General features: G+C 60.7%; 20 protein-coding genes and 1 pseudogene. 14 read left to right on the top strand and 7 right to left on the bottom strand.

Features of this window, described 5'->3' with window-relative positions; translation table 11 throughout:
• The gene (locus EEB13_RS16855) at window positions 1–894 is read right to left on the bottom strand and encodes a DUF5995 family protein (protein WP_187328578.1); all 894 of its coding nucleotides are present in this window, start codon (window positions 892–894) and stop codon (window positions 1–3) included.
• A 78-nt stretch (window positions 895–972) separates the two neighbouring features.
• Entirely contained in the window at window positions 973–1,338 is a 366-nt protein-coding gene (locus EEB13_RS16850; protein ID WP_033236255.1) for a RidA family protein, read from the bottom strand.
• Between the two features lie 99 nt (window positions 1,339–1,437).
• Here EEB13_RS16850 and EEB13_RS16845 point away from each other — a divergent pair, with 99 nt between their 5' ends.
• From EEB13_RS16845 to EEB13_RS16790, 13 genes and pseudogenes are all read left to right on the top strand, one after another.
• Window positions 1,438–2,460 carry an Rv2578c family radical SAM protein gene (locus EEB13_RS16845; RefSeq protein WP_141485860.1) on the top strand — a complete coding sequence of 341 codons (1,023 nt, stop codon included), beginning with the start codon at window positions 1,438–1,440 and terminating at the stop codon, window positions 2,458–2,460.
• Between the two features lie 24 nt (window positions 2,461–2,484).
• A complete protein-coding gene (locus EEB13_RS16840; protein ID WP_116104381.1) occupies window positions 2,485–3,102 on the top strand; it encodes a hypothetical protein in 618 nt (205 codons plus the stop codon).
• A 90-nt stretch (window positions 3,103–3,192) separates the two neighbouring features.
• Window positions 3,193–3,678 (top strand): FBP domain-containing protein, encoded by a 486-nt coding sequence (locus EEB13_RS16835; protein WP_045067557.1) that lies wholly within the window; start codon window positions 3,193–3,195, stop codon window positions 3,676–3,678.
• 142 nt (window positions 3,679–3,820) lie between these two features.
• Window positions 3,821–4,264, top strand: a complete 444-nt coding sequence (locus EEB13_RS16830) for a helix-turn-helix transcriptional regulator (RefSeq protein WP_187328577.1) — start codon at window positions 3,821–3,823, stop codon at window positions 4,262–4,264.
• 10 nt (window positions 4,265–4,274) lie between these two features.
• Entirely contained in the window at window positions 4,275–4,685 is a 411-nt protein-coding gene (locus EEB13_RS16825) for a VOC family protein (protein ID WP_033236256.1), read from the top strand.
• Between the two features lie 77 nt (window positions 4,686–4,762).
• Window positions 4,763–7,144 carry an ATP-binding cassette domain-containing protein gene (locus EEB13_RS16820; protein WP_141485856.1) on the top strand — a complete coding sequence of 794 codons (2,382 nt, stop codon included), beginning with the start codon at window positions 4,763–4,765 and terminating at the stop codon, window positions 7,142–7,144.
• Between the two features lie 119 nt (window positions 7,145–7,263).
• Window positions 7,264–8,538, top strand: a complete 1,275-nt coding sequence (locus EEB13_RS16815) for a M23 family metallopeptidase (protein WP_261984570.1) — start codon at window positions 7,264–7,266, stop codon at window positions 8,536–8,538.
• An 89-nt stretch (window positions 8,539–8,627) separates the two neighbouring features.
• Window positions 8,628–9,050: a hypothetical protein gene (locus tag EEB13_RS16810; RefSeq protein WP_261984569.1), complete on the top strand. Its 423-nt coding sequence runs from the start codon at window positions 8,628–8,630 to the stop codon at window positions 9,048–9,050.
• Between the two features lie 68 nt (window positions 9,051–9,118).
• Window positions 9,119–9,664 carry a hypothetical protein gene (locus tag EEB13_RS16805; protein WP_141485853.1) on the top strand — a complete coding sequence of 182 codons (546 nt, stop codon included), beginning with the start codon at window positions 9,119–9,121 and terminating at the stop codon, window positions 9,662–9,664.
• Window positions 9,665–10,098: 434 nt separating this feature from the next.
• The gene (locus EEB13_RS16800) at window positions 10,099–10,587 is read left to right on the top strand and encodes a DinB family protein (protein ID WP_033236159.1); all 489 of its coding nucleotides are present in this window, start codon (window positions 10,099–10,101) and stop codon (window positions 10,585–10,587) included.
• 246 nt (window positions 10,588–10,833) lie between these two features.
• A pseudogene (locus tag EEB13_RS32065) lies at window positions 10,834–11,103 on the top strand (hypothetical protein); the annotation flags it as partial.
• A 115-nt stretch (window positions 11,104–11,218) separates the two neighbouring features.
• Window positions 11,219–12,028: a hypothetical protein gene (locus tag EEB13_RS16795; RefSeq protein WP_095886195.1), complete on the top strand. Its 810-nt coding sequence runs from the start codon at window positions 11,219–11,221 to the stop codon at window positions 12,026–12,028.
• A complete protein-coding gene (locus tag EEB13_RS16790) occupies window positions 12,025–13,086 on the top strand; it encodes an ABC transporter substrate-binding protein (RefSeq protein WP_141485851.1) in 1,062 nt (353 codons plus the stop codon). The genes EEB13_RS16795 and EEB13_RS16790 overlap by 4 nt, the downstream gene beginning before the upstream one ends.
• Window positions 13,087–13,421: 335 nt before the next feature.
• Here EEB13_RS16790 and EEB13_RS16785 read toward each other — a convergent pair whose 3' ends face one another.
• The 3 genes from EEB13_RS16785 to EEB13_RS16775 are packed head-to-tail and all read right to left on the bottom strand — an operon-like array spanning window position 13,422 to window position 16,270.
• Window positions 13,422–14,018 carry a CHAP domain-containing protein gene (locus tag EEB13_RS16785; protein ID WP_116104388.1) on the bottom strand — a complete coding sequence of 199 codons (597 nt, stop codon included), beginning with the start codon at window positions 14,016–14,018 and terminating at the stop codon, window positions 13,422–13,424.
• Between the two features lie 27 nt (window positions 14,019–14,045).
• Window positions 14,046–15,605, bottom strand: coding sequence for an MDR family MFS transporter (locus EEB13_RS16780; protein WP_033236163.1), 1,560 nt, complete (start codon window positions 15,603–15,605; stop codon window positions 14,046–14,048).
• 32 nt (window positions 15,606–15,637) lie between these two features.
• A complete protein-coding gene (locus EEB13_RS16775; RefSeq protein WP_033236164.1) occupies window positions 15,638–16,270 on the bottom strand; it encodes a TetR/AcrR family transcriptional regulator in 633 nt (210 codons plus the stop codon).
• Between the two features lie 111 nt (window positions 16,271–16,381).
• Here EEB13_RS16775 and EEB13_RS16770 point away from each other — a divergent pair, with 111 nt between their 5' ends.
• On the top strand, window positions 16,382–16,726 hold the full coding sequence (locus tag EEB13_RS16770; protein ID WP_033236165.1) for a zinc ribbon domain-containing protein YjdM: 345 nt from the start codon (window positions 16,382–16,384) through the stop codon (window positions 16,724–16,726).
• A gap of 9 nt (window positions 16,727–16,735) precedes the next feature.
• Here the strand turns inward: EEB13_RS16770 and EEB13_RS16765 are convergent, their stop codons facing one another.
• A complete protein-coding gene (locus tag EEB13_RS16765; protein ID WP_033236166.1) occupies window positions 16,736–16,981 on the bottom strand; it encodes a PLDc N-terminal domain-containing protein in 246 nt (81 codons plus the stop codon).
• 17 nt (window positions 16,982–16,998) lie between these two features.
• Window positions 16,999–18,714, bottom strand: a complete 1,716-nt coding sequence (locus EEB13_RS16760) for a SulP family inorganic anion transporter (RefSeq protein ID WP_033236167.1) — start codon at window positions 18,712–18,714, stop codon at window positions 16,999–17,001.
• Between the last annotated feature and the right edge of the window lie 80 nt (window positions 18,715–18,794).

The raw sequence follows: 18,794 nt of genomic DNA, 5'->3' as shown, positions 1-18,794 counted from the left end.
TCACAGGCCGCCAAGGCGTGCGAGCGCGTCGAGCGCGACGTCGGTAGTGCGCCACAGTGCGTCGATCTCCTGTTCGGTGCCGGCCTTCGTATACGGGTTCTGTAGTGCAAAACCGTTGGTCAACGTGATCGTGTTGTATCCACTGTCGGCGGCCCTGAGCAGAAGCTGGGACGGTTCGGAGTTTCCGGTCAGCCGATCGAGCCCCTCACCGACGAAGTAGAACCGCCACAGTGGGCCCAAGTCGGCGCCGTATTCGGCTTTGGTGTCGGAAACTATCGAACCGCCTTTTGTCGCGATGGAATCGACGATCTTGTAGAAATCGGGGATATCGACAGGCTGGGTGGTAGCGGTGGCCACGGTGTAGGCGAGATCGACTGTGAGGTGTGCGTTGTAGCCAGCCATGGCGACGCGTGCGGGACTGATATCGCATTGGCGCGTCAACGAGAAATAGTTGGACCATGCGGGATCGGTAGGGGCGCCGGTGAATTCGGCGTGGATATTCGCTAGATAACGGCGTAGTAGTTCGAAACTGACCGAACGTGCCCAGGATCTGTTGGCGAATACTCCCGGATCGCGCTGTAGAGGCATGACCGCCTCATGCTCGACGGCATCGAGACCGATCGAGAAGAGTCCGCGCCAATCATGATGTGATACAAGGATTGTGGTGATTTGGTGATGCCGCTCGACTGCGGACTCCAAGCGTTCGAGGCCTTCTCCGTGCAGCGTCGATACGTCGCTGAGGTACGCAATTCTTTCGACCTCGCCGGCAGTCAGTGGAGTTCCGCAGGCTATGGATAGATTCTTGCCCGGATCCGCAGCTACGGATCCGGGCAAGAGTAGAGCGAATGTGAAACTCAGTGCGATCGCTGTGGTCACGATTCGGCTCGATTTCATCGGCTCACAGTAGTTGAACCGATTCATGATTGCCGGGTTGGCAATCAGCTCGGAACTGCAGTCAGCTCAGAACTGCAGTCAGCTCAGAACTGCGTCGGCTTCGATCTCGATGAGTAGAGCGGGGTCGATCAACGAGCTGACCTCGAGGATTGTCGTAGCCGGGCGGATGTCGCCGAATACTTCACCGTGAGCGAGTGCGGCCTGCTCCCACTGCGACATGTCGCGCAGGTACATGCGGGTGCGGATGACATCGCCGAGCGAAGCGCCGGCTTCTTCGAGTGCGGCCTTGATGGTGTCGAGGGCGGCACGGGTCTGATCGTTCAGGGTTTCGCCGGGGGCGGTGGTGCCTGAAACCGCAACCTGATTGCCGATGCGGACGGCGCGGGAGTAACCGATCTTCGGTTCCCATTCGGAACCGGACGAGATGTTGATTCTGTTGGACATGGCGTTGATTCTGCCAACAACTGATCGACCGTAGTGAAGCACGGGTCGCTTCCACGGTTCATCTTGACATAGCATAGAACAAGTGTTCGACTTGGGGCTATGAGGTGGTCGGGTCAGGCATTGGATGCAGACGACGGAGCGTTGCCCGGGCTCGAGCGAGCCGGGTTGGTCCGCTCGGTGCAGACGCCTGAGTTCGAGGGAATCACGTTCCACGAAGTGCTGTGTAAGAGTGCGCTCAACAAGATGCCGGAAGCATCGACGTTGCCGTTCAACTTCACGGTCAATGCTTTTCGTGGTTGTTCCCATGCCTGCCGGTACTGCTTCGCTCGGCCGAGCCATGAGTACCTCGACCTCGACGCCGGCCGGGATTTTGATTCGCAAGTTGTCGTGAAGACCAACGTTGCGGCGGTTCTGCGTAAGGAATTGGCCCGAAAGTCCTGGAAGCGTGAACCTGTAGCGCTTGGCACCAACACCGATCCGTATCAGCGGGCCGAGGGTCGATACCGATTGATGCCCGGCATCATTCGAGCGTTGACGGAATCCGGTACACCGTTTTCGATCCTCACCAAGGGGACCTTGCTGCGGCGAGATTTGCCATTGCTCAAAATGGCTGCGACCCAGGTCGATGTCGGCATCGGAGTGTCGCTGGCGATCAACGATCCTGTTCTGCAGAAGCAGATCGAGCCTGGCACACCGTCTCCGCGCGCTCGACTGGAGATGATCCGGGCAATCACCGACGCCGGATTCTCGTGCAACGTGATGGTCGCGCCGGTCATCCCGTTCCTCACAGATTCGAGCCAGCACCTCGACGAACTGTTTGCCGCACTCGCCGACGCCGGTGCCACCGGCGTGACGGTCTTTCCGATGCACCTTCGCGGCAGTACGCGCGGATGGTTCCTGAACTGGCTGGCCCAAGAGCATCCCGCGCTGATCCGCCGGTATCGCGAACTTTACGGACGCGGTGCCTACGTCACGCCGGAGTACAAGAGTTGGCTCAAGAAGCGCGTCGAACCGCTGGTGGAGCGTCATGGATTGGCGGGACCGTCGCAGCATCGTGAGCTCGAGGGTCCACGGGTTGAACGCGAATTGGTCGGTGCCGGAGCGGCATTGACGCTTTTCTGAGAACGCTGCTTGGTACGGTCAGGCATGAACACTCCGGTGGTGATCGACTGGTTACGGTTTCGGTGGTTTGTGCCGCCGAAGCTGGGAGAAACCATCCGTTGGGGATTGTCGTGGAACCCTGACAGTCCGCGGAGGTGGGCTGCGTTGGAGCCGACCTGGTCGTGTGTCGTGGACGTTCGCCGAAGTTCGAATCCGATAGTGCGGCGGTTGACTGCAGACCCGGATATTGATGTGGTACAACAACCTTCGATCGGCGGTGTGGGCAATCTGCAGTTCACGTTCAACGCTGATCTACCGATTCCGTCGCAGATCGAGGTGTCCGGTGCGCTGCATCTACGTGCGGGCACGATGCGGAAGAATTCGAATGCGTCGCAGGCCTGGCGGGATTTCGACGCGGACGCCGTTACTTCAGGAGTTGTTCGTGGACTTCGACTAGTGTCCATCGTTTCGGATATGCAGCCTGATCTGCGGCAACCGCACGGTTCGCGCTGGGGGTGGGAATCGATGCAGTTCGTTTCCGGGACCGAACAGTTCTACGAGTTGGCGCACCCGCCGCAGGGATTGCGTTCCTATCAACTAACCGACCGGGAGTGGGGGCCACGCCGGGAGGATTTCTTGGTGGTCGACCTCGAGACGGATTAGATCGCGTAGCCCGGAAAATACGTTGCGCGAGGTAACGATCGTGAGTAGCGTCGGTTCGGCCTGATTCAACTGTCGAAATGGAGTTCCACCGTGCTGCCGCTCACCGAACGCGAAATTCGCGCGTCGTTCGTGAATTGTTCGAAAGGTGACGCAAAACGGTTGCCGGTGCCACGGGATCTCGAGAAGCGGCCATGGGAAGACCTGGATTTCTTCGGGTGGAATGATCCGACCATGCCCGGGCGGGGATATCTGGTGATCCCGCAGGGCGACGAGTTAGTCGGTATCGCCCTCCGATACCAAACCGGCAAATCAGGACGCGCACAAATGTGCACCATTTGCCTTACGACGCATGGCAGCGGGGGAGTGTCACTGCTGACCGCCGCCAAGATCGGTGAGGCCGGCCGACGCGGCGACACCATTGGCACCTATATGTGTACTGACCTGGCCTGTCCGCTGTATGCGCGCAACAAGCGTCGGCCGTCGGCAGGCAACCGGTATCAGGAAAATCTCACCGAGCAGGAGAAGGCTGACCGCGTGGTTACGAACATCGCGGCGTTTGTGGCCATGTTGCGGTAGTAGATGCGTCGGAGCTAACACGGCTTGCAAACAGTGAGCACACATTTCAGCGTGCTGGAAGCCGTGTCAGCTTGACCAAATCATTGTTCGCTTCCCCGCGGAAATCGGCGAGAACGTGCGCGGACATGGCACGATCGAACCTGTGACAAGTAGACCCGCGACTTCGCAACAACTGCGCGACCTCGCGCTTCTTCGGCGTGTTCGTGACCGGATCGATCGGGAGTACGCGCAACCCCTGGACGTGGAGGCGCTTGCCCGCGGAGTGAACATGTCGGCCGGGCACCTCAGTCGCCAGTTCAGGCTGGCGTACGGCGAGCCGCCGTATTCCTATCTGATGACGCGGCGCATCGAGCGCGCCATGGCGCTGCTGCGTCGCGGTGATCTCAGTGTCACCGAGGTGTGTTTTGCCGTTGGCTGTTCATCGCTCGGTACCTTCAGCACTCGTTTCACCGAGTTGGTCGGCGTCCCACCGAGCGTCTATCGAGACGAGGCTGCCGGCGTGACCGAGGGCATGCCGTCCTGCGTGTCGAAACAGGTGACAAGACCGATCAGGAATCGAGAAGCGCCGGCCCCCAGCCGCAGATAGCGTGACACTCATGGACATCACCATTGCATCGAGTTTCCTTCCGCAGGACGACCCGGAGGCCGCCCTTTCCTTCTACCGCGACTTGCTCGGTTTCGAGGTCCGCCTCGACGTCGGCTACGACGGGATGCGCTGGATAACCGTCGGCCCGCCCGACCAGCCCAACACGTCGATCGTGTTGCATCCCCCGGCCGTCGATCCGGGTATCACCGACGAGGAGCGTCGCACCATCGTCGAAATGATGGCCAAGGGCACCTATGCCGGTATTCTGTTGGCCACCAAGGATCTCGACGGTACTTTCGAGCGGCTGCAGGCCGGCGACATCGACGTCGTCCAGGAGCCGACCGAGCAACCGTACGGTGTTCGGGACTGCGCCGTCCGCGACCCAGCAGGCAACTTGATCCGCATCCAAGAGCTCCGCTGAGTCAACTGAAGAGAACCGCGGCCACCCACACAGGGCGACACTGTGTGGGTGGCCCTCACCTGAGAGATGGAGACATGATGAGCACGGCTGAAATGGCGGAGCGAGAGCTACATGTTGCGGACACCCACGACCTGATCCGCGTGCAGGGCACGCGCGTGAACAACCTCCAGGACATCAGCGTCGAAATCCCCAAGCGCAGGCTGACGGTCTTTACCGGTGTCTCGGGTTCGGGCAAGAGCTCATTGGTGTTCAGCACCATCGCCGCGGAGTCGCAGCGGATGATCAACGAGACGTACAGCGCCTTCGTTCAGGGGTTCATGCCGACTCTGGCGCGGCCGGACGTCGACGTGCTCGACGGTTTGACCACGGCGATCATCGTCGATCAGCAACGGATGGGCGTCGACCCTCGCTCGACGGTAGGTACTGCCACCGATGCCAACGCGATGCTTCGCATTCTCTTCAGTCGTCTCGGTAAGCCGCATATCGGTTCGCCCCAGGCATTTTCGTTCAATGTCGCATCAGCCTCCGGTGCGGGTGCGCTCACCGTGGAGCGCGGTGGCCGTCAGACGAAGGAACGGCGGACCTTCAGCATCACCGGTGGAATGTGTCCGCGTTGTGAGGGGCGCGGCTCGGTCAACGATTTCGACCTGACAGCGCTGTACGACGACACCAAGTCGCTCAACGATAGTGCGATCACTGTTCCCGGCTACAGCATGGACGGTTGGTACGGCCGGATTTACCGGGGATGCGGCTACTTCGATCCCGACAAGCCGATCAAGAAGTACACCAAGAAGGAACTGAACGACCTGCTCTACAAAGAACCGACGAAGATCAAGGTCGAAGGAATCAACCTGACGTACACAGGACTGATTCCGCAGATCCAGAAGTCGTTCCTGTCCAAGGATGTCGACGCGATGCAGCCGCACATTCGGGCGTTCGTTGAGCGGGCAATCACGTTCACCACATGCCCCGAGTGCGATGGCACACGGCTGAGTGAGGGTGCGCGATCGTCGAAGATCAAAGGCATCAACATCGCTGATGCGTGTGCGATGCAGATCAGCGATCTCGCGGAGTGGGTCGGCGGTTTGAAAGAACCGTCAGTGGCGCCCTTGTTGACGACGCTCGGTGAAACGCTCGACTCGTTCGTGGAGATCGGACTGGGCTATCTGAGCCTTGACCGGCCGTCCGGGACACTGTCCGGTGGTGAAGCTCAGCGCACCAAGATGATTCGCCATCTAGGGTCCTCGCTCACCGACATCACGTACGTGTTCGACGAACCCACGACGGGCCTTCATCCCCACGACATCGCGCGCATGAACGACCTTCTGCTGCAGTTGCGTGACAAGGGAAATACGGTGCTTGTCGTCGAGCACAAGCCGGAGACGATCGTTATCGGCGATCACATCGTCGATCTCGGCCCCGGCGCAGGCGCCGCGGGCGGAACTGTCTGCTTCGAGGGCACCGTTGACGGCTTGCGGGCCAGTGACACGGTCACGGGACGTCATTTCGACGACCGAGCTGCACTCAAAGCGAGCGTGCGAAAGTCAACGGGCGCAATGGAAATCCGTGGCGCAATCTCCCACAACTTGCAGAACGTCGACGTTGATGTGCCACTCGGTGTGCTGGTTGTGGTGACCGGCGTGGCCGGGTCCGGAAAGAGTTCGTTGATCCATGGCTCGCTCGCGAAGCGGGAGGGCGTGGTGTCGATCGATCAGGGCGCGATCCGCGGTTCGCGTCGGAGTAACCCGGCAACGTACACCGGTCTGCTCGATCCCATCCGCAAGGCATTTGCGAAGGCCAACGGTGTGAAGCCGGCGCTGTTCAGCGCCAACTCTGAAGGTGCCTGCCCTACATGCAACGGCAACGGCGTCATCTACAGCGATCTGGCGATGATGGCCGGCGTTGCGACGGTGTGCGAGGAGTGCGAGGGAAAGCGGTTCCAGGCCGATGTCCTGGAGTACAAATTCGGAGGGAAGGACATCAGCGAGGTTCTAGCGATGTCGGCCGCCGAGGCTGAAGAGTTCTTCGGTGACGGTGAGGCTAAAACCTTGGCCGCACACAAGATTCTGGTGCGACTCGTGGATGTGGGGCTCGGCTACCTCACCATCGGCCAGCCCCTCACGACGCTGTCGGGCGGTGAACGTCAGCGCATCAAGCTTGCTACGCACCTGGCCGAAAAGGGCGGCGTGTACGTCCTCGACGAGCCGACCACAGGCCTTCACTTGGCTGACGTCGAGCAGCTGCTCGGACTACTGGATCGACTCGTCGACTCCGGGAAGTCGGTTATCGTCATCGAGCATCACCAAGCGGTCATGGCACATGCAGACTGGATTATCGATCTTGGTCCCGGTGCCGGTCACGACGGTGGACGGATCGTGTTCGAGGGCACGCCGAGCGATCTTGTCGCCGATCGCTCAACCCTGACCGGCCAGCATCTCTCGTCGTACGTAGGCGCCTGATCACGAGGATTTGACCCTCTTTATCCTGATCCACAAAATCAGGACAAAGAGGGTCTTTCGTGCCTAGGCTCGAAACAACTGGGCCGACGCACTGGGCAGGGGCCTGCTCTGGAGTTCGCATGACGACTTCACACAGCCCTTTGGCAGGGTGGGCAATCGCCGCCGCAGTAATGACCCTCGTCATCGCCGGGTGTTCATCGTCGATCGACACCACCGGACCGACCGTGCTCACGACGTCGACCATCGACAGTCGAGGGGGGATCCCGCGCGGCTATCCGACCGAAACCGACGTCACGTCGCCGTTGGTGATCTCGGCGCTCGGGCCGAATCCGATCCCTGTCACCGGGACTGACGGAATGCTGCACGTGGCCTACGAGATCGAAGTGCTGAACTTCTCACCGCGGCCCGCGACCATCACAAAGATCGAAACGCTGGCCGGGGGACCGGACGGGACCGTCGTATCGACCCTCGATCAGGGCCAAGTATCTGCGCGTTCGATTCTGGTAGGGAACTTTTCCTGGACGCCGTTCACCGAGATCCCGGTGGGGCGCACTGTGCTGATGGTGCTCGACGACGAGTACGAGAGCCCTGACGATGTTCCATCCGTAGTGACCCATCGACTGACTGCGACGTTCGGCCAAGCAACGCCGGAGGACGCTGCCAGTGCTGCGCGATATCCCGATAACGTCACGCAGTTCGGTGGAACAGTCATGACCAGCACAGACTTGCCGGTGGTTATCGGTCCTCCATTAGCCGGCGACAGTTGGGTGGTCGGGGACGGTTGCTGCGGGCTCTCGCAGCATCGCGCCGGGATGATGGCGGTCGGTGGCAGGATCAACGGCACCGAGCGATTTGCCGTCGACTGGCTGAGGATCGACCCGGATGCAGTCCCGCTCAGCAGGTCTCGTGGTGACGGATCGAAAAATGAGGACTACTTCGCCTACGGCGCGCCTCTGCTGGCGGTGGCCGACGGCACCGTCGTGGCTGTCGTGTCGGGCGAGCAGGATCAAATGCCGCAACAAGTTCCGAAGGACATGCCGTTCGATCAATTGGGTGGCAACTACGTCATCATCGACATCGGCAACGGAAACTATGCGTTCTATGCCCACCTGAAACCGATGTCGGCGACTGTGAATGTAGGGGATCTGGTGACCACGGGTCAGGTGATCGGGAACCTCGGCAACTCGGGCAACACCTCAGAAGCGCATCTGCACTTCCATGTGTCACGGGCGGCGGTGCCGCTGTCCGGCGACAATGTGCCCTACGAGATCGACAGCTTCACGTTTGTCGGATCGGCAGATACCGGCGCTCTCGTCAAGGGACCGAACGAGGGCGACCGCACCGACCAGTTGCCGCTCGACGGGGCAGTCGTTAATTTTCCGCCTGTGCCCTGATTTTCAGACTTTCTCGGACATCAATCTTCCATCCGCTCGTGTCGGTCTACTGTGAGTCCATGGGGCGAAGGGGCAGACACGCTGCAGTATTGCTGTCAATCGGGACGTTGGCGCTGACCGGTTGTGTGTCCAATACAGATGATCCGAAGACCTTTGCTGCCGTGGTGACCGTCATCGGGGACGCTGAACGAGTCGATCCGGATTCCGGACAGTGCATCGTCGGAACAATCCCGGTCGCGCCGAACGACACGATATTCGTTGATGGAGGAAGCGGCGCCGCATCGACAAGGTCTGTGCTGGAAGTCGACTCCGTGGAACAGAATCCCGATGGCACCGGTACCTGCACGTATGTGGCGCGCTTCGATGCCATCCCCGCGAATCAACGCAATTACTCACTCACGGTGAGCAGTTCAGCGCCCTACGCGGGGAGTTTCACGTCACCGGAGTTCACCACGGACGAACTCGAGAAGGGCGCGACATTCCATCTTCATGCGTCGGCTCCTGAACCATGATCAGACCCGCGAGTCGGTGGCACCCGTGATGTCAGTCTGGCCACTGCCGCGGTGGGATACTGCGGATCATGAATTGGAAGAGTCCCACCGAGACAGGATGGTCTGTGCGTATCGCGGCGGACCTCTCGTCCGTCGCGATATTCGACCCTGCCGGAATAGTGCGCGCCGAACTCTTTCCAGCGCAAGGCGACGAATTCAACGCGCATTTCGGCAGGTTGAAGCGGGAGACAATCGCCGAACGGATTGATCGCTTCGGTCCCGCACTGATCAAGGGCAAGCCAGCTACCTTGCGATTCCCGGACGGTACCGCTGTGAGCGTTATGGACGAGAAGCGTCATGGGATGCGGCGCAGGAACAAACTCTGCGAAGTTGCGGTCGCTGGGCGTCACTATCGGTTCGAACATTCCTCAGGTCGTAAGGCAGCAGCGCGGCGCGACGGAAACGAGTTGGCTCGGTACGTGCGTGCGCGTGGACTTCGTGCGATCGAGGTGTCACGCAAAGGTTCGTCCGCGACGGACGACATCGACGAGTGCGTGTTGACGCTGTTTCAGAAGGTCATCTTGCCGGGGCGTGAAGGTGCATTCGGCGAGATCATGTCCGCCCTCAGTATCTGAACATCTGGCGCATCGTCGGACAGTTGAGACAACTCGACGAAGCGCTTGCCTGTCCAGGCTCCGAATCCCTTCCCTGCGATAGATTTTCGGCAGCCCCGCCAGTGCTACCTTCGCTGCACCTGTTCGAGGTTGTTTCACGGAACAGGCTGTCAAGACATCCTTAGCCTAGGTGGGTGCGCACACGGAAGGCGTCCGATCAGATCCCGGCAGCGTTCGGGTCAATTTCCTTTCCCGAATCGCACCTGTGCGATAAGCTGCGCTTTGGCAGCAGTTCACAAGCATCCTGGGCTGCGGTACTGGCGCTGGCCATTCTGGCGGAACTCTCGAGCGCGTACTCCCTGACAGCGAGCGGATCGCTGCGTTCCATTACTCACTTTGACTGGCACAGGGTGTCTTGGCTTGACCAACCCTACAACAGAATCGAGTGAAATCTTATGTCCATCAACACAAGTACTATCGGCACGGAGCGTTCGATCATCGAGAACATGCTCGACCAAAGCCGTGAGGCATTGATCGAGGCCGTACGAGGCCTGTCTGAAGCTGACTCCCGCCGACGGCTCGTCGCCTCGCTGACGACACCGATCTCGTTGATCAAGCATGCCGCTGCCGCGGAACGGATCTGGTTTCAACGGATTTGGGCAGGACTCGATGAATCCGAATGTGATGGATACTCGCGTCGCGACGAGGGCACCTTCGCTGTCGCCGACGACGAGTCGCTGGCAGATGTCATTGCGGAATTCGAGCGCGCCAGCCAACGATCACGGGTGATCGTGTCCCGTTTCGACCTTGACGACAACGTGGACAACCCGCGCGAGGGAAAAGTCAGCATGCGATGGACACTGCTTGCCATGACCCAAGAGTTCGCCCGGCACGCAGGTCACGCCGATATCCTTCGTGAACAGATCGAAAAACCCATTCAGTGACAGCCGAATTCGTGATTGAGTACCGCTGCGCAACTTGCGCAGTCATCGGAGCTACTGACGGAAGTTCCGTTCTTCGCCAACCGTGCGAAGTCTGCGGCCTTACGCGCTGCAGACATACGCGTCGAGCGGTCGAAGTTCGTTATCCGAGTGTTCGTTCGAACAATGTGACGCTCAACGAGTCTGCGTCGAAATCGCGTCGACCAACCTCGCGGAACCCGCACCGCCCGTAGTAGTTACGCAGCGCGAGATTTCGCTAATCAGCAGGGATCGGCCGGCGCTGACGTCGCGGGATACACAACCTCGGGTTGGGGTCACATCCACACCATCTACCGAGACCCCACCAATGAATATGCCAACAGTGTTACGCAGCAGGATGCTTCCGGCATGGGCGGCGGGGGAGCGTCGGCCAGGTCGTTGGGCACCTCGCCGAGGCGGCTGACTCTGGGAATTGAGCGTTCGCAGGGGATCGCTCAACCCCTCGCTTCCCGGGCCTGTGTACCGCCGACCGTTATGTGAGTGTTAGCCTACGCTAACCTAAATCCTGACGTGATGGTGAGAACCCACTCACCACGCAACGGCCTCAACGAATTGGGCCATCAGGAAGACCCGAGCGCCTAACGGAGACGACGCGATGAGCATTCAGACGGACTACGACCTCGATGAGTCGAGAGACGAGGACGTCGGTCGCCATCCACAAACCGCCGCGCCGCGCCGCGGCGTTCATTGGCCGACAGTCGCGGTGTCCACGTGTGCGGCAATGGTTGTCGGGATTGCGATTCCCGGACTCGTTCTGTTTGGTATGAACCTCGGCGACCAGGAACGTCAAGTGGTCGTGACCATGGCTTCTCCGGCGGGGGCCGGCACCGCGGGCTCGACCGCCGCTGCGGCCAACGACGGCGTCACGGTGCTCGAACCTCAGGTTCCGGCTCCGGTGGCCGCCCCCGCACCTGCAGCGTCGGCCGCGGTCAGCGCCCCGGCAGCGGGCGCAGCACCTGCCTCGCCCAGCGCTCCGGCGGCGAGTGCCGCGCCGGCGGTTGCATCGGCACCCGAGGGGCCGTCGACGCCGGACGTCGCCGAACTGAACAGTCAACTCCAGCGCGGACTCAACTCGGCGACAAGTGACGCGGAGGTCGCTTCCGCGCTCGAAGGCGGCGCAGCCGGCGTACCCACCGTGCGCGCTGTGGGAAGCGCCCTGAACATCGCGGCCGGAATCTATCGCTGGGATCTCACGGACCCGGTCACGGTGACCGACGAGGTGGCGCGCGCCCAGCTCGTGACCTCGTTGCCCGGCTCTGCGCCGGGACAAGCGACCCTCAAATGGTATTGGATCGACGGGCAGTGGAAATTGAGTAACGACAGTCTTTGTTTCCTGGCGCATCGCGCTATGGCCACGTGCACCGTCCCGGGTAATCCCGGCGGACCGAATGGACACCCGCTGTGAAGCGCGCACTCTCCGCCGCATTTGTTGCCCTCGCACTTCTCCTGACCTCGTGCGGCGGGAACTCCCTCGACACTGCCGAGGGGGAAACAGTCACCGTCACCGGCAAATTCGGTGAAGCCCAGGTACCACTCGGCGCCGAGCGGGTGCTCCCGTTGTCGCCGCAGGACGCGGACATGGTGATCTCGATGGGTGTCGCACCCATTGCACTGCCCACCGATACGAACATTCTCGTCTCGACAAACGGCGTCGGGGCGTGGCCTTGGCAGGTCGATGCATTGGCCGGCATGGGGTATCAGGTGTTGCCGCCGAACCCCGGTGGTGGCGTCGACGCGCTGTTGTCCGCCGGTGACAAGGAGATTCCGACACTGCTGTTCGAGGGTGACCCGCAGTCGTACGTCGAACAGATTGTGGCCCTTGATCCTGACGTCATCGTTGCCACGGGGCAATGGAGTCTCAATGAGCGTGCCTATGAGCAGCTTTCGAGCATTGCCCCGGTCGTGCATTTCGACGAACAGGCAAACGTGGAACCGTGGCAGGACTCGACGCGCAAGATCGGCAAGGCGCTCGGTAGGGAGGACGAAGCGCAGGCCGCCGTCGGATCGGCCGAAGCCGACCTGGCTGCCGTCCGCGCAGCGCACCCAGAATTCGAGGGCGTGAATTTCAACGCGGTGATCGGAGATCTGAACGGGCAGCTGTACATCCTCGCCGGTGAGGATCGCGGTATCGGAATGCTCATGAATGACTTGGGTTTCCAACTGACCGACTGGGCGCAGACAGTGCCGACCGATGCTGACGGGCGAGGAGTGATCAGCTACGAGTATGTCGCCCAACTCGACACCGACATCGCGGTTGTCATCTCACCAGCGGGGGACATCGACTACATGCGCGACAACGAGCAGTGGCGCAATCTGTCTGCAGTCCAGCGCGGATCGGTTGTGTCGATTGCCCGCAACTCCGGAGTGCCGAATGCCCTTGGATTTCCGTCCCCGATTTCGCTGCCGTGGGGAGCGGACCGAATCACCAACGCGCTGAGTACCGCAGTATCACGCACTTCGTGAGCTGAGCGGACGTGAATCTCCAGGTGTGTAGACAGCGCGTCGTAGCCCCGAGTCAGGGGAGTCGTCTCGCTTGCAGTCACATCGTCGGAAGGGTTGGCAGAGCATCTGCCAGCCCTTCCGTTTTGTGGGAAGAGCGGCCAGGTTCAGCTAGATCAGATTGGCGAATTCCCTTTGGCGGAACGTTTCATTCGCAAAGACAAATAGTCAGTGGGTGACGGAAACACATAATTTACCGAATATATTTACGAAGTTCGATCGACCCAACGCACACCAGAAACCGACCACGTCGCCAACCGTTCACTCACCTCGCAACATCTACGAGTAGGGGTTGGCCGTCAGAACGACCCGAACCCCACGATGCCGGCGACATCATCAGGGTTGAACCGGTGAAGCATCACCGAATTGTTCTCGTTGCCGCCGACGGTGGTGACAATGCCGGCGTCATTGCGGAGCACGATGTTGACGTGCTGCCCGAAGGGGCTGGAATCGTCGTACAGAATCGTGTCGCCGGTCTTCAGCCGATAGTCCTGGCCGAGCGGCACAAATGTTCCGACGGATTCGTAGTACTCCTGCAACGTGTAGACGCCGGGGATTCGCCACGAACCGGAATTGGGGTTCGAATACGGCATGCCGATTTTGTTCATATTCCAGCTGACGAAGTCAGCGCACCAGGATTCTTCGACACCTTCGGCATACGTGGTGCCGGGTGCACCGGATTCCCATTCCTTCTCGAGTGTCGCCAGTAGTTCACCCTGTGACTGACTGAGTGTGCTGCGGTCGAGGGTGGGGAAGGCGTCGAGTGTCTCGCCGGCAAGCGCGTCGTTGCTACGCGTGACCCACCAGAATCCGCCGGCGATGACAATTGCCAGCACAGCGCAGAATCCGACCAGAACCACAAACGTGGATCTGGTCGGATTCTTGTCTGCTGACATCACGCCACAATAGCGAACAATCGGTTTCTACTCGATCGGCGCTGCCGAGCGGTCGATAGTGGTGGCCAGCGGCTTCTCCTTGACGAAGAGCAGGAGGATCACCGCTGCGACTACCAGCGGAACGAGGTACATGAAGATCGGGGCGAGCGCGTCGTTGTAGGCGCCTACGATGATTTCGCGGATTTGATCCGGCAATTTCCAGAGGATTCCCGGAGTCAACGAGTTCTCTTCACCGCCGACACCGCCGCCGCCGGCTGGCAACCGCTCCGCGAGCAGATTCGACAACCGGGATGCGAAGAGGCTGCCGACGATCGCGCTACCCAATGAGGCGCCGATCTGGCGAAAGAAGTTGTTCGACGCTGTTGCGGTGCCGACTTCGGCTGCGGGGAAGGTGTTTTGAACGATCAGGATCAGGATTTGCATGACCAGACCGAGACCGACACCCATGATCGCGATATAGATTCCGAACACGACAAGTGAGGTCGACGGAGTCAGCCTGGAAAGTAAGACCAAAGAGACGGCGACGATGGACGTGCCGACGATCGGAAAGGCCTTGTAGCGCCCGGTCTTGCTGACGATCTGCCCGGAACCGATCGAGGACACCAGCAGTCCCGCCATCATCGGAATCATCATCAGGCCGGCTTCGGTGGCGTTCTTGCCGGTCACCATCTGAATGTAGGTAGGAAGGTAGGCGAGAGCGCCGAACATCGCGATGCCGATGATCAGTCCGGCGGTGGTGGTCAGTACGAAGTTGCGCTCCGAGAACAGATGCATGGGAATGACAGGTTCGGTTGCTCGTCGCTCGACCATGACAAAGGCAATTGCGCTGACGATGCTGCCGATGATCAGCCCGATGATGACGGCCGAATCCCAGTCGTAGGTGTTGCCGCCCCACGTCGTGAACAGGATCAAGCAGGTTGCCGAGGTTGCAACCAGGATCATGCCGGGGTAGTCGATGGACGGCTTGCCAAGCTTGGGCTTGGGTAGATGCAGGAATGCCGACGCACTGGCTATCGCGAGCAGACCCAACGGGACGTTGATCCAGAACGCCCACCGCCAACCGATGCCTTCGGTGAACCAACCGCCCAGGAGTGGGCCCGCGACCGACGCGAGGGCAAAAACGCCGCCCATCGCGCCCATGTAGCGGCCGCGCTGCCGGGCCGGAACAACGTCGGCGATGATGGCCTGCGACAGCAGAATAAGACCGCCGCCGCCGAGTCCCTGAACTGCCCGGCCGGCGATGAGCGTGGTCATGTCGTGGGACAAACCGCCGATCACAGAACCGACGATGAAAATGCTGATCGCACCGATGAACAGCCCTTTGCGGCCGATCAGATCGCCCATTTTTCCGTAGACCGGCATCATGATCGTCGACGCCAGGATGTATGCCGTTGTCACCCACACCATGTGGTTGACGCCGTTCAGTTCGCCGACGATGGTGGGCAACGCCGTGCTGAAGATCATCTGGTCGAGGGATGCCAGAAGCATCGTGATCATCAGGCCGACGAACACCAGGATGATGGATCTTTTGTCCGACGTGGTGTCGGGTTCGTCTGCGCTTGTGGGTGCAGCTTCTCGAGTGGACATAGGGCTCCTTGGTGACGAGAGCGGTAGACGAGCTAGTGGGCGGACCGCAGGATGTGGGCCATCAACGTCAATGCGGGATCCACGAGTTCGGCTCGCGGACGATCTCTTTCGCTTTTCTGCCAGGCACGAAACACGTATCGCATCGAGGCTCCGGCAATGATCACGGTGGCGGTGGCCTCATCGGCCGCCGCCATATCGGCGGGTAGTCGACCATGGGTTGGTCGTTCGAGTAGTTCCTCCGTGAGCATCCGGGTGAGCGTGTCCTCGAGTTCGTGGAACGTGGCCAGATGCTGTTGGAGCAAGGTCGGGTGTCGCTCGAACAATTGGCGTCGGTGGACGAGGAGATCGGGTCGTTCGTCCATGATCTTCATCGCTTCGGCGAAGACGGCCAGCGCTCCGTGGAGCGGGTCGTTCGGGTGGGCGTCGAGTAGTTCCGAGATCACCTCTGTGGGCGGGACGACTATCGCGATTCCGCCGATCGCTGCGTCCTTGGTAGGGAAGTAGTTGAAGAATGTGCGCGTGGACAGATCGCAGGCTTCGCAGATTCGTTCCACAGTCACTTCGTCGTAACCCAGTTCCAGCACGAGTTCGACGGCGGTGCGTTCGATCAGTTCGCGTGTCGCAATTCGCTTACGTTCTCGAAGGCCTAGTGTTTCGCTACCCATGCCTTCAATAATTGCACAGAGTGCAAACTTTCATCGAGTGCAAAATATTTACCAATCACTGGTTATGAAGTGCAAAAGTCGAGCCGAGGGGGCGGCGGATAGGCTGATCGCGTGGAAGACACCTTGCCGCCGTGCCCTGAATGTTCCAGTGAGTTCACCTACGAGATGGGTGCGCTCATGGTGTGCCCCGAATGTGCACTCGAGTGGTCGACGGAAGACTCGGCCGCCGAAGAAGATGGCGTCATCAAGGACGCCGTCGGAAACGTACTCACCGACGGTGACACCGTGACGGTCATCAAGACACTCAAGGTCAAGGGCAGCCCCACCGGCATCAAATCCGGCACGAAGGTGCGAAACATCCGTCTGGTCAAGGGGATCGGTGATCACGACATCGACTGCAAGGTTGACGGTATCGGCCCGATGCAGCTGAAGTCGAGCGTCGTCAAGAAGGTCTGACGAACCCCGTCAACTCCGGGGTGCTCCGCTCGCGATTCGGGATCGCTCGGCCATGCCGTCACTTTTCACGATCACGTACACCAGCCCCGACACGAAGGGCACGAGGAGCAGGAAACACACCCAGAGTGCGCGCATCCACCCCGATGTCTGACGGTCACGGAACAGATCGGCGCTGATCTCGAACAGCAGTACCAGGTAAGACAGCAGCGCGAGAGAGATGACGCCGAGCCAGAAGACCGTCCAGAAAGAATCCATGTCTCGCGCTCCCGGGATCAGTGGTCGGTCGAGTGGTTGGAGTTCCCACTTCGGCTGCGGAATTCGTTGACGGCAGCTTCGATGGTCGGGAAGAAATGCGTCGCGTCGAATCGGTCGCCGACGCCGAATCTGATGAGTTTGTCTTTGATCGGCCCCTTCATCTCGGCAAACGCCAGCCGGATACCTTTGCCTTCGAGGTAGGTGTCGAGATCGACCAACTCGTCGACTGCGGTGGTATCGAGGCCGGTAATCGGCTCTGCTGCAATGACTACCCATTCGACGGGCGCCGGCGCATCGGCGACTACGGAGCGTACGTACTCGTCGAAGATCTCACCGTTTGCGAAGAAGAGGGGAGCGTCGAAGCGCACCAGCACCAGGCCGGGAATGCGCTGTCCATCTGGATGTCGTTCGACGTCGTGAAATCCCGGTAGGTGTGCGATCTCCACGAGTTCGGTGCGATGTGGCTGCCAGACTTGCGCTACCACCGCGACAAACGACAGGCCGATCGCCACGAGAATGCCCTGGAGTACTCCGACAAGCGCAACGCCGAGGAAGGCTGCGACAGCGAGGCCGAACTCCACGGTGCTCATGCGCCACATCCGGACCATTCCACCCACGTCGATCAGCGCGCAGGCCGCGACGATGACCACGGCTGCGAGTGTTGCATCGGGTAGGTACGCGGTGAGGCCTGGGGCGACGAGGACAAAGACCAGCACGGCGAGCGCGCCGACAACACCTGCCAATTGTGTATGGGCGCCGCTTTGTTCGGCTACAGGTGTTCGTGAGCCGCTCGCCGAGATGGGGAACCCGCCGAACAGTCCACCTGCCACATTGGCGACGCCGATTGCCTTCATTTCGGTGCTGCCGTTCACGTCTTCACCGTGCCGGGCGGCAAAGGTCCGGGAGAGAACGCCGGTGTCGGCAAATGCGATCAGAGCGATACCGGCCGCAGGTCCGATCAGGTGTCCTACGTCCTGCCAGCTGACGCCTCCCACGGAGGGCAGAGGGAGACCTTCAGGGAGAGCACCGACCATTCCGATGTCATCCGTGAGACCGGCCGCGGCGGACAAAATGATTGCGCCGACGACGGCCACCAGGACTCCGGGGACAACGGGGACCCAGAGTCGGAACGCGACGATGACAGCAAGCGACCCGATTCCGACCGCGGCAGCAACGGGGTCGATGTCCCCGCCTGCCACGGACTTTCCGATCTCACCTATTTCGCCGAGCAGACCGGACGCGTCAACGGAGAACCCCAGCAGTTTGGGAATCTGACCGATAACAACGACTAGCGCAATGGCATTGAGGTAGCCGAGTCGGATGGGTTTCGAGAGCAGTTCGGTGACAAAACCGAGGCGCAGGAACCCCCCGATCAGGAGGATGAGCCCGACGAGGATGGCCAGGACGCCGGCCAGGGCAAGTGCGTTGTCTTCATCGCCGACGATCGCCAGTGGCAGGATCGCGGCGGCGATAAGTGGCGCGAGCGACGAGTCTGGCCCCAGGACAAGGATTTTCGACGGCCCGACGAGTGCGTACGCGAGGAGCGGCACGATGGTGGCGTACAGGCCGGCGTATGCCGGGAGGCCTGCAGCTTCGGCATACCCCATGCCCGCGGGTATCAGCAGGGCTGTGAGGACAAGTCCGGCGGTGATGTCCGTACGCAGCCATTCGCGGTGATACCCCCGGGCCGTTGCGATCCCAGGCAGCCGACCCAGCCCCTTTGTCCACGACATATCGCGAATCCTTCCCGTCGCAGCCACAAAGCTCAGAAATCCGTTGAATCGGTCGCCCGGAGTGGGTACGACGAGTGTGC

The organism is Rhodococcus sp. WS3 (genome assembly GCF_003797085.1).
Taxonomy (GTDB): domain Bacteria; phylum Actinomycetota; class Actinomycetes; order Mycobacteriales; family Mycobacteriaceae; genus Rhodococcus_F; species Rhodococcus_F globerula.
Note: the sequence above shows the minus strand (reverse complement) of the source record. Positions and strands in the feature narration are given on the sequence as shown.

What these genes read in the sequence shown, in the direction of transcription:
- EEB13_RS16855 (WP_187328578.1), bottom strand. Translation starts at nt 894, where the DNA reads ATGAAATCGAGCCGAATCGTGACCACAGCGATCGCACTGAGTTTCACA.
- EEB13_RS16850 (WP_033236255.1), bottom strand. Translation starts at nt 1,338, where the DNA reads ATGTCCAACAGAATCAACATCTCGTCCGGTTCCGAATGGGAACCGAAG.
- EEB13_RS16845 (WP_141485860.1), top strand. Translation starts at nt 1,438, where the DNA reads ATGAGGTGGTCGGGTCAGGCATTGGATGCAGACGACGGAGCGTTGCCC.
- EEB13_RS16840 (WP_116104381.1), top strand. Translation starts at nt 2,485, where the DNA reads ATGAACACTCCGGTGGTGATCGACTGGTTACGGTTTCGGTGGTTTGTG.
- EEB13_RS16825 (WP_033236256.1), top strand. Translation starts at nt 4,275, where the DNA reads ATGGACATCACCATTGCATCGAGTTTCCTTCCGCAGGACGACCCGGAG.
- EEB13_RS16820 (WP_141485856.1), top strand. Translation starts at nt 4,763, where the DNA reads ATGAGCACGGCTGAAATGGCGGAGCGAGAGCTACATGTTGCGGACACC.
- EEB13_RS16815 (WP_261984570.1), top strand. Translation starts at nt 7,264, where the DNA reads ATGACGACTTCACACAGCCCTTTGGCAGGGTGGGCAATCGCCGCCGCA.
- EEB13_RS16805 (WP_141485853.1), top strand. Translation starts at nt 9,119, where the DNA reads ATGAATTGGAAGAGTCCCACCGAGACAGGATGGTCTGTGCGTATCGCG.
- EEB13_RS16800 (WP_033236159.1), top strand. Translation starts at nt 10,099, where the DNA reads ATGTCCATCAACACAAGTACTATCGGCACGGAGCGTTCGATCATCGAG.
- EEB13_RS16795 (WP_095886195.1), top strand. Translation starts at nt 11,219, where the DNA reads ATGAGCATTCAGACGGACTACGACCTCGATGAGTCGAGAGACGAGGAC.
- EEB13_RS16785 (WP_116104388.1), bottom strand. Translation starts at nt 14,018, where the DNA reads ATGTCAGCAGACAAGAATCCGACCAGATCCACGTTTGTGGTTCTGGTC.
- EEB13_RS16780 (WP_033236163.1), bottom strand. Translation starts at nt 15,605, where the DNA reads ATGTCCACTCGAGAAGCTGCACCCACAAGCGCAGACGAACCCGACACC.
- EEB13_RS16775 (WP_033236164.1), bottom strand. Translation starts at nt 16,270, where the DNA reads ATGGGTAGCGAAACACTAGGCCTTCGAGAACGTAAGCGAATTGCGACA.
- EEB13_RS16765 (WP_033236166.1), bottom strand. Translation starts at nt 16,981, where the DNA reads ATGGATTCTTTCTGGACGGTCTTCTGGCTCGGCGTCATCTCTCTCGCG.
- EEB13_RS16760 (WP_033236167.1), bottom strand. Translation starts at nt 18,714, where the DNA reads ATGTCGTGGACAAAGGGGCTGGGTCGGCTGCCTGGGATCGCAACGGCC.